The sequence below is a fragment of the Bradyrhizobium liaoningense genome (genome assembly GCF_018130955.1).
Taxonomy (GTDB): domain Bacteria; phylum Pseudomonadota; class Alphaproteobacteria; order Rhizobiales; family Xanthobacteraceae; genus Bradyrhizobium; species Bradyrhizobium liaoningense_C.
Window position 1 is genome coordinate 161,344 of the sequence record NZ_JAFCJM010000015.1, and the last position, 11,402, is coordinate 172,745.

Here is an 11,402-nt window from a genome sequence, read left to right on the forward strand (position 1 = left end):
TATGTGGCGACGCTGCTGCGACGGACACAATCTGCAACACATCACGGATGCAAGATCACCTTGCCCATCGCCTGACGTCCGGCGAGCACTTTCAGCGCGTCGGCGGTCTGCGCGAGCGGGAAGGTGCGGTCGACATGCGAGGAGATTTTTCCTTCTGCCGTCCACTTCACGAGCTTCTCGAGATTGGCGCGGTTCTTCGCCGAGTTGAGCCGCGTCCAGGCGCCCCAGAACACGCCGCGGATATCGCAGCCTTTGAGCAGCGCGAGATTGAGCGGCATTTTTGGAATGTCGCCGGCGGCAAAACCGATCACCAGGAAACGGCCTTCCCAGGCGATCGAGCGCAGCGCAGCTTCCGCGTAAGCACCGCCCACGGGATCGAAGATGATGTCGACGCCCTTGCCGTCGGTGAGTTTGCGCAGGCCCTCCTTCAGATCTTCCTTGGCGTAGTTGAGCGTCAGCTCGGCGCCATGCGCCTTCGCGAACGCAAGCTTCTCGTCCGACGAGGCGCAGGCGATCACCTTGAGGCCCAGCAGCTTGCCGAGCTCGCAGGCCGCAAGGCCGGTGCCGCCGGCCGCGCCCAGCACCGCGAGCGTCTCGCCGGGTTTCGGGCTCGCGCGATCTTCCAGCGCATGCAACGCGGTGCCGTAGATGATGATGATGCCCGCGGCGCGGTCATAGTCGAGATTGTCCGGGATCTTCACGATCGAGGCGGCCGGCAGCGCGATCTTTTCGCGCGCGCCGTTGTGGCCGCACGACGCCACCACGCGATCGCCAACCTTGAGGTCGGTCACGCCGGGGCCGATGCTCTCGATCACGCCTGCGACTTCCGCCGCCGGCGAGAACGGGAAGGGCGGCTTGATCTGGTACTTGCCCTGGATCATCAGTATGTCGAAGAAGTTGAGCGCCGCCGCCTTAATTGCGATCACGGCCTCGCCGGGACCTGCCACCGGATCCGGTACGTCAGCCAGAACGAGATCGTCGGGTTGGCAATATTGCGAGCAGAGGATGGCTTTCATGGCGGCACCTTGAGTGTTTCAGAACTGGCGTTTCCGAGCTGGAATTATAGTTTGCCCGTTTCTGCCGGATTTAGGCACGGGCGACAATACAGCGCGAAGGATTCAAACGATGTTTGAAACAGGGCTGCTCAGCGGCAAGCGCATCCTGGTGACGGGCGGTGGCTCGGGCCTTGGCGCTGCGATGGGGCGGCGCTTCCTCGAACTCGGCGCCGAGCTCGTGATTTGCGGCCGCAAGGTCGATCGGCTCGAGGCCGCGGCCTCTGTGATGCAACAGCAGACCGGCGGCAAGGTCACGACGATCGGCTGCGACATCCGCGACGGCGCCGCAGTTGATGCCATGATGGATCAGATCTGGCGCGAGGCGCCGCTCGATATCCTCGTCAACAACGCTGCCGCAACCTTCATCGCGCAGAGCGAGCATCTGTCATTCCGTGCGGCGGACGCCATCCTTGCGCCGACGCTGCATGGCGCGATGTATTGCACGCTCGCGGCGGGAAAGCGCTGGATCGAGGGCAAGCACAGGGGCGTCGTGCTCTCGATCCTGTCAACCTCGACCATCACCGGCCGCGCCTTCACCGTACCGTCGGCGATGGCGAAGTCGGCGATGCTGGCGATGACCAAGAGCCTTGCGGTGGAATGGGGGCCGAGGGGCGTCCGCACCGTCGCGATCGCGCCGGGGCCGTTCCCGACCGCAGGCGCCACCGGGCAGTTGCGGCCAGAGGGCCGCGACGAGGGTTGGACCTCGCGTAATCCGATGGGCCGCACCGGCGAGCATCGCGAGCTTGCCGATCTCGCAAGTTTTTTGGTCTCGGATCGCGCGGGCTACATCAATGGCGAGATGGTGGTGATCGACGGCGGCGCGCATTTGCGCAGTTCCGGCGCCGAGGATCTGTTGCGCTGGACCGACGCGCAATGGGCCGAGCAGCGCGCCGCGCGAACCAAAGGCTAACTCTACGCCGCTCCTAACTACCTTCCCAAGCAGGGTTTTCCCGGGTATCTCTGCCCGGGGACAAAGCGCTCTCGGGCCATCTTCCAGTCACAATATTGAGGGAACCACTCCGGCATGTGGCGGGTGCTATTGGCTTCGATGACTGTTGTGGTGGTGTGCGGGATTGCCGATCTCGCGCAAGCGCAGACTGCGCAACCGGCGCCGAAAGCGGCGCCCAAGGCGTCAACGACGGCACCGAGTCCCGCGCCGAAGACAGCGGCCAAGCCCGAGAGCAAGCCCATGGCGCCCCCCGCAGCGGTTACCGGTGGAGCCGAGCCGACCCTGATCGGCCAGTTCGGAACCTGGGGTGCCTATTCCGCCGTGCCCAATGGCAAGAAGGTCTGCTTCGCGCTGGCCAAACCGTCGTCGTCCAAGACCAATCCGCCGAATCGCCCGCGCGACCCCGCCTATGCCTTCGTCTCGACCCGGCCGTCGGAGAAGGTCTCCAACGAAGTCTCGATCATGATCGGCTACGCGCTGAAGCCGGGCTCTGAATCGACGCTCGAAGTCGGCGGCGGCTCCTACGCGATGTATACTCAGGGCGACGGCCTTTGGATCAAGAATGCGGCCGAGGAGGAGCGGATGGTGGAAGCCATGCGCAAATCGGCCGATCTGGTGGTCAAGGGCATGTCGGCCAAGGGGACGGAGACGACCGACACCTTCTCGCTGAAGGGCCTCGCCCAGGCGCTGGACCGCATCGCGCAGGACTGCAAGCGTTAAGACCGAAAGCGTTAAGACCGAAAGCGGTCAGCGCGGTCGCAATCGGCGGTTCCGGTTGCTATATAGGGGCGGTTCCAAGCTTTCTTCCGTCATTCCGGAGCGATGCGCAGCATCGAGCCCGGAATCTCGAGATTCCGGGTTCGGCTCTTCGAGCCGCCCCGGAACGACGAAAAAAACACCCAGGTCCAATCAATGCAACCGACGACCGAGCCGCATAACGCAACCCTGGTGGAGAAGACTCCGCTCGAGACCTACGTGCCGCCGGCCAAGCCGTCGCTGATCGGGTTGTCACGGGCCGAGCTCGCCGATCGTCTCGGCGAGATCGGCGTTCAGCCTTCACAGCGCAAGATGCGCGTCCAGCAATTGTGGCACTGGATCTATTTCCGCGGCGCCAAGAGCTTTGACGAGATGACCTCGGTCTCGAAGAGCATCCGCGCCGAGCTTGCGGAGCGCTTCACCGTCGACCGGCCCGAAGTGGTGGCCGAGCAGATCTCCAACGACGGCACCCGCAAATGGCTGTTGCGCCTGCCGAGCGGCGACAATGTCCAAAAGGCGCATGAAGTCGAGTGCGTCTACATCCCCGAGACCGATCGCGGCACGCTGTGCGTCTCATCGCAGGTCGGCTGCACGCTGAACTGCGCCTTCTGCCACACCGGCACGCAGCGCCTGGTGCGCAATCTCACTGCCGGCGAGATCGTCGGCCAGGTGATGGTCGCGCGGGATCGTCTCAATGATTGGGCCGATCGCGAGGACGGCACGCGCCGCGTCACCAACATCGTGATGATGGGAATGGGCGAGCCGCTCTACAATTTCGACGCGGTGCGTGATGCGCTCTTGATCGTCGGCGACAATGAAGGCATCGGCATTTCCCGTCGTCGCATCACGCTGTCGACCTCGGGCGTGGTGCCGAACATCGTACGCGCGGGCGAGGAGATCGGCGTGATGCTGGCGATTTCGCTGCATGCAGTGCGCGACGAGCTGCGCAACGAGCTCGTGCCGCTCAATCGCAAATACCCGATCGCCGAGCTGTTGCAGGCCTGCCGCGACTATCCCGGCGCATCGAACGCGCGCCGCATCACCTTCGAATATGTGATGCTCAAGGGCGTCAATGATTCGCTGGATGACGCCAAGCTGCTGGTGAAGCTGCTCAAGGGCATTCACGCGAAGATCAATCTGATCCCGTTCAATCCCTGGCCCGGCACGGCCTATGAATGTTCGGACTGGGATCAGATCGAAAAATTCTCCGAATACATCTTCAACGCCGGCTATTCCTCGCCGGTGCGCACGCCGCGCGGCCGCGACATCCTCGCCGCCTGTGGCCAGCTCAAGTCGGAAACCGAAAAGCTGTCCGTCCGCGAGCGCGATGCATTGCGTGCCATGGCGATGACGGATTGACATGAAGCGGCCATCAACATCCGTCATGGCCGCTGACGGGTCCGGGCGTGACGGTGGGGATGTTGTGCTGCTTCTTGTGAACGACGATGGACGTGTCCGATGGGATTGATCGGGCGCCTCTTTGTCATTTTGATCGGATTTTTCGCGTCATGCCTGGTGGGCGGCATGATCGTGGTCGGCGCGCTGTTGTTTCCCGAGTTCGCGGATCTCGGTGCCGGTCCCGTCGATGAGAGCACCATCGACATCTTGCTTGGCTTCGGCTTCATCTTCGTCTCGGGCTTTGCGCTGCTGCCCGCGATGCTGATCGTCGCGATCACCGAGGCGCTCTATATCCGCAGCGTGCTCGCCTATGCGATCGGCGGCGGGCTCGTGGGACTGGCCTGTTATCTTGGCCTCGTGCCGTTCGATCCCGACACGCTGCAATTCTCCGGCATCGTCCGCCGCCACCTCGAGATCATGACCGGTGCGGGCATCGTCGCCGGCTTCGTCTACTGGATCATCGCCGGCCGCAATGCCGGCGCCTGGCGCCATCCGCCGCCCCCGCTCAAGCCACCCCCGCCGCTCCCCGCGGCGTCGCGCCCGCCGGACGCGCCGTAAACAACGGTGTCATTCCGGGGCGGCTCGAAGAGCCGAACCCGGAATCTCGAGATTCCCCGATGCGCAAGGGCGCATCTGAAGTCTGGTCCTTCGGACCATCACGGAATGACAACAGGCGGGGTTTTCATGTGGTGCCGCCTCGGCTAAACCGCGCGCCATGAACCGGACCGGACTTTTCGTTGCGCTGGCGCTGTGGCTCGTGATCGGCCTCGTTTTCGGCATCTATCCCGAGCTCGACCTCAAGCTTGCCAGCCTGTTCTTCGACCCTGAGAGCAAGACCTTTCCGCTCAAGCTGAACGGATATGCCGGCATCGCGCGCGACGCGGCGATGTGGATCGCCTGGGCGTTCGCGTTGCCGTCGATCGTGGCGCTGGTGGTCAAGCTTGTCAGGCCCGACCGGCCGCTGATGGTGTCGGGACGCGCGATCATCTTCCTGCTGCTGACGCTGACGCTGTCGGCCGGCGTCCTCACCAATCTCACCTTCAAGACCTATTGGGGCCGGCCGCGTCCGGTGGTGGTGACAGAGTTCGCCGGCGACCAGCAATTCGTGCCGTGGTGGGATCCGCGCGGTGGCTGCGGCCGCAACTGCTCCTTCTTCTCCGGCGAGGGCGCGACCGCGTTCTGGACGCTGGCGCCGGCCGCGCTGGCGCCTCCGCAATGGCGACCGCTTGCCTATGCCGGCGCCGTGGTTTTCGGTGCCGTGACCAGCGGGTTGCGCATGGCGTTTGGCGGGCACTTCTTCACCGACGTGGCGATCGCGGGCCTCGTCACCTTCGTCGTGATCTGGTTCGCCTTTGCGCTGATTTACCGCTGGCCGCGGACTCGGCTGTCCGATGCGGCCATCGACGCCGCGCTGACCCGTTTGGCCTGGCCCGGCTATCGGCTCCGCCAGCGGCTGTTCGGCCGCAAAACGGGGCCCGCGCCGTCCCTTTGAGCCATTAAAGGCGTGCTTACGTCGGCGAAATTTGTTATTCGCGCACTCAAACCCAGCCCTACGACATCCGATTGGAAGCACCATGACCACGATCCTGAAAAGCCTGCCCAAGGGTGAGAAAGTCGGCATCGCTTTTTCGGGCGGCCTCGACACCAGCGCGGCGCTGCTCTGGATGAAGCAGAAGGGCGCGCGCTGCTACGCCTACACCGCGAATCTCGGCCAGCCCGACGAAGCCGACTACGACGAGATCCCGCGCAAGGCGATGGACTTTGGCGCCGAGAAGGCGCGGCTGGTGGATTGCCGCACCCAACTGGTCCACGAAGGCATCGCCGCAATTCAATCCGGCGCCTTCCACGTCTCGACCGGCGGCCTCACCTACTTCAACACCACGCCGCTCGGTCGCGCCGTGACCGGCACGATGCTGGTCGCGGCCATGAAGGAGGACGGCGTCAACATCTGGGGCGACGGCTCGACCTTCAAGGGCAACGACATCGAGCGCTTCTATCGCTACGGCCTTTTGACCAATCCGAGCTTGCGGATCTACAAGCCCTGGCTTGACCAGCAGTTCATCGACGAGCTCGGCGGCCGCGCGGAAATGTCAGCGTTCATGACCGCCAATGGCTTCGCCTACAAGATGAGCGCCGAGAAGGCGTATTCGACCGACAGCAATCTGCTCGGCGCAACGCACGAAGCCAAGGATCTCGAAAACCTCGACAGCGGCATCAGGATCGTCAACCCGATCATGGGCGTGCCGTTCTGGCGCGACGATTGTGCCGTCAAGGCCGAGACGGTCGTAGTGCGTTTCGACGAAGGCCAGCCGGTCGCGCTGAACGGCAAGACGTTCGCCGATCCCGTCGCGCTGTTCCTCGAGGCCAATGCGATCGGCGGCCGCCACGGCCTCGGCATGAGCGACCAGATCGAAAACCGGATCATCGAAGCCAAGAGTCGCGGCATCTACGAAGCGCCCGGCATGGCGCTGCTGCACATCGCCTATGAGCGCCTCGTCACCGGCATCCACAACGAGGACACCATCGAGCAATACCGCATCAGCGGCATGCGGCTCGGCCGTCTGCTCTACCAGGGCCGCTGGTTCGACTCGCAGGCGCTGATGCTGCGCGAAACCGCGCAGCGCTGGGTCGCGCGCGCGGTCACCGGCGAGGTGACGCTCGAACTGCGCCGCGGCAACGACTACTCGATCCTGAACACCGAGAGCCCGAACCTGACCTATGCGCCGGAGCGGCTCAGCATGGAGAAGGTGGAAGACGCGCCGTTCACGCCGGCCGACCGCATCGGCCAGCTCACGATGCGCAATCTCGACATCGCCGACACCCGCGTAAAACTCGGTCTTTATTCGAAGACGGGCCTGCTGTCGGGCAGCGAGGGCTCGCATATTTTCAGGCTCGAAAGCGACAAGGGTTAGTGCGGCGTCGTAGGGTGGGTTAGCCAGACGGCTGCGCGAAGCGCAGTCGGCAGGCGTAACCCACCACTTCTGTGACCGCGGAGAAAAAAGAGGTGGGTTACGCTTCGCTAACCCACCCTACAAAGCTACGAAGCGAAAACAAAAAGGCCGGGATCGCTCCCGGCCTTTTGCTTTTGTATGCCTGTCCTCAGCGCGGCGGTGCGGTGCCGGGCGGGGGCGGCGGCAGCGAGGCCTGTCCGCCGTTGAGCAGCGGCGTGATGTTGCGGATGGTGACGCGCCGGTTGATCAGGCTCGGCCCTTGTGTCTGCTCCTTCAGATACTGCTCGCCGTAACCCTGCGACGTCAGGTTCTCTGCCGGCACACCGAATTGCTGGGTCAGCAATTCGGCCGCGGACTGCGCACGACGGTCCGACAATGACAAATTGTCGACCTCGTTGCCGACTGCGTCGGTGTGACCTTCGATCAGGAACACCACGCGCGGGTTGGCCTGGATCGCACGATTGAGGCCGTCGGCGATCGACTGCAGCTTCGCCGCCTGGTCAGGCGGGATAGTCCACGATCCCGTCTCGAAGTTGATCGTGTTGACGTCGATGCTCGGCATTTGCATGCGAACATTGGGGCTGTAGCGGATCTCGTCGAGCGTGTAGCGACGATCGATCCGTTGGACCGGCGGTGCCACCATCGTCTGGTAGATCACATCCGGCGACGCCTCCTGGGCGTCGACGATATAGCGATCGTAGGGAATGTTGACGACCGGAGGCGGCGCGTCGACATAGAAGCCGCCGACCGATCGCGGATCGCGGTAGCTGTTGTCGATGATGATGATCTCGCGCCCGCTGGGGTCCCTGCGGATTCGCCGCAGCAACCGACCGTCCGGACCGACCACGGTGATCACCTCGCTGCCGTCGGGACGGATCACGACGGTGCGGGTGTCGCCGCCGACGGTGTCGGTGCGGATGTCGCGGGCGCCATAGCGGAAGCGATAGAGATCGTTGCCGCGGACATATGCCTGCCCGCCCGGATCGCGGATGATGATGCGATCCGGTTCGGTGTAGATCGTGCGGCCACCTTCGACGACCTCGTGTCGCTGGTTGCGGTAGTCGGCAATGGTCGCGCCGATCACGGCGCCGGCCACGACACCTGCACCGATCGCGAGCGGTGTCAGGTCACGCTGTGGCGGGCGCGGCGGTGGCGGCAGCGGCGCTGTGACCGTCGGCGCAGCCCGGAAGGCCGGCGCCACCGTCGGCGGAGCGTTTTGCGCCCTGTCGGGTGGTGGCGCTGCGGCTGGCGTGCCCGGGACGACACTTGGTGCCGCGGCGCCGGCAGGAGGTGTGGGCCGGGGTCCGCCCGCCTGCGGCGGTGGAGGCGGCGTTCCGGCAGGCGTGCCGGCGGCAGGTCCGGTCGCAGGCGCGCCAGCGGCGGGTGCGCCGGCCGGCGGCGCACCACCCTGACGTCCAGGAGGCGGCGTCGGCGCGCCACCCGCAGGCGGCGTGCCCGTGGGTGCCGGCGCCGCGCCGGGTGCAGGCGTCGGCGATCCCGCCGGAGCAGGCGGTTGGCCCGGGCGTCCGGGAGGCGGCGTAGCGGTGCCAGCCGGAGGAGTTCCGGTGGGCGCGGGCGTCGCGCCGGGACCCGTTGCAGGCGCGGTTGTCGGCGCGCCGGCAGGCGGCGGACCCGAGCGTCCCGGGGGTGGTGCGATGGGAGTCGCTGTCGGAGCAGGCGCTGCACCTGGAGCGGGTGTCGGTGCAGGCGGAGTGCGTCCCGGCGGCGGTGAAGCCGGGGGCGGCGGCGGAGGCGGGGTCGGTGTCGCGCGTGTGGTCGGCGGCGGCGGAGCTGCTGGAGTTGGCGTCGGAGCAACGCGCGCCGGCGGCGCAGCCGAAGGCGGCGGAGGCGGAGGTGGCGTTGGTGCATGCTGCTGCGGAGCCGCGGCCGGAGGCGGTGTCGGCGCCTTCGGTGCTGCAGCGGGCGGCGGCGGCGGAGGAGGCGCCGGATGCGCCGCGGGCGGCGGCGGTGGCGGCGTCGGACGTGACGGAGCAGGGGGTGGCGGAGGCGGAGCAGCCGGGCGCGGAGGCGGCGGCGGTGCGGCCGCGGGCGGCGGCGCGGTCGGACGCGCGGGAGGCGGCGGCGGTGCTGCGGCGGGCGGAGGCGGGGGAGCCGGCGGCTTGGCCGCGGGCGGCGGTGCCGCCGGGCCTGGACCTGCCTTCGGCGGCTGCTTCGGTTTTCCGTCAGGGCCGACTTCGCCTGCCGGCCCGGCCTGCGCGATCACGATGGGCGTCGATGCGCTCTGCGCATGCGATGCGGAGCTTGCGAATGGCATCGCGGTGAGAGCCGTCGTGGCAAGCAGCACGAAGCGAAGGTGAGTCATGAGAATAAATCCCCGGAAGGTTCTTGAACGAAGTCGGGTGAATAGTCGTCGGACGATGAACAGATACGCGTTAGGCCGGATTGTGGCGGTCGAGCGCGACGCGGCTCGATTTATTTCCGCATGCGAAGCGATTCAAAACATCACCGTTCATTGCGCATTCAGATGCATCTTGCAATCGCTTCACATGCGTGGCCCGCGACAAATCGGCGTCGGTCGCGGGATTTGGCGTGCGCGGCCCGTTCGGACCGCGCGGCGGAATCTCTTCGGGAATGTGGCCCGGCAGTTCGTCCGGTTGCGGTGATTCGCCAGGCTCTCGCACCGGCGGCGTGATTTCGGGCTGCGGATTCCCGGGCGGAATGCCCGGCGGAGGCTCGGTGGGATTGCCCGGCGTTGCCGGAGGTATCTCCGGCGGTTCGATCGGCATCGTGCATCATCTGGGTTCGTTGCTCGAAGGACAACAACGTCGGCGATGCGGCGATGTTCCGCGGTGCGCGAGGTCGGAACCCGCTCAGGCCGGCGCGTGGCAGACCGCCTCGATATTGTGTCCGTCGGGATCGAGCACGAAGGCGCCGTAGTAGTTGGCGTGATAATGTGCGCGGATGCCGGGCGGTCCGTTGTCGCGTCCGCCGGCGGCGATTGCGGCCTTGTAGAACGCGTCCACCGTGGCGCGATCCTTCGCCGCGATGGCGACGTGCACCGGCTTGTTCATCGCGCCCTCGCCGCCGATCCAGAAATCCGGCTTGCCGTCGGCGCCGAAGCCCGCAGCGGAATCGTGGCCGGTCTGCTCCGGCGTCACTTCCATAATCAGGCTGTAGCCGAGCGGCGCCAACGCCTTCAGATAGAACGCCTTGGCGCGCTCATAGTCGGAAACCGAAAAACCCATATGGTCGATCATCGCAATCTCCGTTGTTCGAACTCACGCACGTTGCAGGAAGGTATTGCTGCGTGTCTTTTTGATGATCGCAAATCCGCGCGCGACCATGTCCGCAATACAATCCTCGCGCCATTCCCTTTGTGACAGGTGCTCGATCACCACCGCGCGCGGCCACAGCGCGGGCGGTGCCTCCGTGAAGAAGGGGATGAGGACGTGATCCTCAAAACCCTCGACATCGATCTTCAGGCCGTCGACGTGGCTGACGCCGGCCTCTTCGAGGATCCGCGTCAAGCGCAGCGACGGCACCTTGATGGCTTGCGCCGTTGCCGTGCCTGACACGACGTGGCTGGCACCGAGATTGTCGCCGTCGGTCTCGATCATCAACTCACCATCGCTCGGACCTGCCGCCGCCTGCACCAGGCGCACCTGCGGCACGTTCGACGCCGCGTGGTTGAAGGACAGCCGCGCGAAAGTGGTCGGATGCGGCTCGATCGCAACCACCTTGCCCTGTGCGCCGACATGGCGCGCCATCACCAGCGAGAACGTGCCGACATTGGCGCCGACATCGAGGAAGACGCCGCCTGATGGCGTGTGCTGGCGCAGGAAGTGGAGCTCATCGAGATTGTAGTCGGGATTGAACAGCGCGCCGCGCTCGGTCGCACTGCCCTGGTGATAGAAGCGGAACGAGGCGCCCTGATAGGTAACGTCGACGGGGCCCGCCCGCATCAAATTGACCAGCCGCGACAGCCACGGACGGAACGCGCCGCGCTTCAGCCGTGAACGTTGTGCGAGGCTGATAATCGCAGCCTGCGCCGCATTGGGCGCGAAAGCGCCGAACGGCGCGGGCGAAGGGTCGTTGTCGGGAGTCAAGTCAGGCGTCCTCGTTGCAGGCGGCGTAGCCATAGCCGGTTTTGCAGGGGACTCCAATGTCGCATGCAAGAGCGTGTAGCCCGGATGGAGCGCGGCGAAATCCGGGATCCCTCTCGCGGGTGAGACCTGTCCCGGATTTCGCTGCGCTCCATCCGGGCTTCTGTAACGGGCCTTGGTTAGTCAATCCCTTTTTGCGTCATCCTCTCGCCGGGTACTTGCTTCTGTA

10 protein-coding genes and 1 pseudogene are annotated in these 11,402 nt (G+C 65.6%); 6 read left to right on the plus strand and 5 right to left on the minus strand.

Annotated elements, in window-relative coordinates; translation table 11 throughout:
- Positions 1–41: 41 nt before the first annotated feature.
- The gene (locus JQ632_RS15675; protein WP_212403455.1) at positions 42–1,016 is read right to left on the minus strand and encodes an NADPH:quinone oxidoreductase family protein; all 975 of its coding nucleotides are present in this window, start codon (positions 1,014–1,016) and stop codon (positions 42–44) included.
- A gap of 109 nt (positions 1,017–1,125) precedes the next feature.
- On the opposite strand from JQ632_RS15675, the gene JQ632_RS15680 reads away from it, so the two are divergent.
- From JQ632_RS15680 to argG, 6 genes are all read left to right on the plus strand, one after another.
- Positions 1,126–1,965, plus strand: a complete 840-nt coding sequence (locus JQ632_RS15680; RefSeq protein WP_212403456.1) for an SDR family oxidoreductase — start codon at positions 1,126–1,128, stop codon at positions 1,963–1,965.
- A 114-nt stretch (positions 1,966–2,079) separates the two neighbouring features.
- On the plus strand, positions 2,080–2,724 hold the full coding sequence (locus tag JQ632_RS15685) for an invasion associated locus B family protein (protein WP_212403457.1): 645 nt from the start codon (positions 2,080–2,082) through the stop codon (positions 2,722–2,724).
- A 192-nt stretch (positions 2,725–2,916) separates the two neighbouring features.
- Complete coding sequence (gene rlmN / locus JQ632_RS15690) at positions 2,917–4,119, plus strand: 23S rRNA (adenine(2503)-C(2))-methyltransferase RlmN (RefSeq protein ID WP_212403458.1); 1,203 nt, start codon at positions 2,917–2,919, stop codon at positions 4,117–4,119.
- Positions 4,120–4,218: 99 nt separating this feature from the next.
- Complete coding sequence (locus JQ632_RS15695) at positions 4,219–4,716, plus strand: hypothetical protein (RefSeq protein ID WP_212403459.1); 498 nt, start codon at positions 4,219–4,221, stop codon at positions 4,714–4,716.
- Positions 4,717–4,873: 157 nt separating this feature from the next.
- Positions 4,874–5,650: a phosphatase PAP2 family protein gene (locus JQ632_RS15700; protein WP_212403460.1), complete on the plus strand. Its 777-nt coding sequence runs from the start codon at positions 4,874–4,876 to the stop codon at positions 5,648–5,650.
- 82 nt (positions 5,651–5,732) lie between these two features.
- Entirely contained in the window at positions 5,733–7,070 is a 1,338-nt protein-coding gene (argG, locus tag JQ632_RS15705; RefSeq protein ID WP_212403461.1) for an argininosuccinate synthase, read from the plus strand.
- Between the two features lie 187 nt (positions 7,071–7,257).
- Here argG and JQ632_RS15710 read toward each other — a convergent pair whose 3' ends face one another.
- The 4 genes and pseudogenes from JQ632_RS15710 to JQ632_RS15725 all read right to left on the minus strand — a co-directional run bounded on the left by JQ632_RS15710 (position 7,258) and on the right by JQ632_RS15725 (position 11,176).
- Entirely contained in the window at positions 7,258–9,432 is a 2,175-nt protein-coding gene (locus tag JQ632_RS15710) for an OmpA family protein (RefSeq protein WP_212403462.1), read from the minus strand.
- 205 nt (positions 9,433–9,637) lie between these two features.
- A pseudogene (locus tag JQ632_RS15715) lies at positions 9,638–9,856 on the minus strand (hypothetical protein); the annotation flags it as partial.
- 84 nt (positions 9,857–9,940) lie between these two features.
- Positions 9,941–10,327 carry a VOC family protein gene (locus tag JQ632_RS15720; protein ID WP_212403463.1) on the minus strand — a complete coding sequence of 129 codons (387 nt, stop codon included), beginning with the start codon at positions 10,325–10,327 and terminating at the stop codon, positions 9,941–9,943.
- A gap of 21 nt (positions 10,328–10,348) precedes the next feature.
- Positions 10,349–11,176 (minus strand): FkbM family methyltransferase, encoded by an 828-nt coding sequence (locus JQ632_RS15725; RefSeq protein ID WP_212403464.1) that lies wholly within the window; start codon positions 11,174–11,176, stop codon positions 10,349–10,351.
- Positions 11,177–11,402 lie beyond the last annotated feature (226 nt).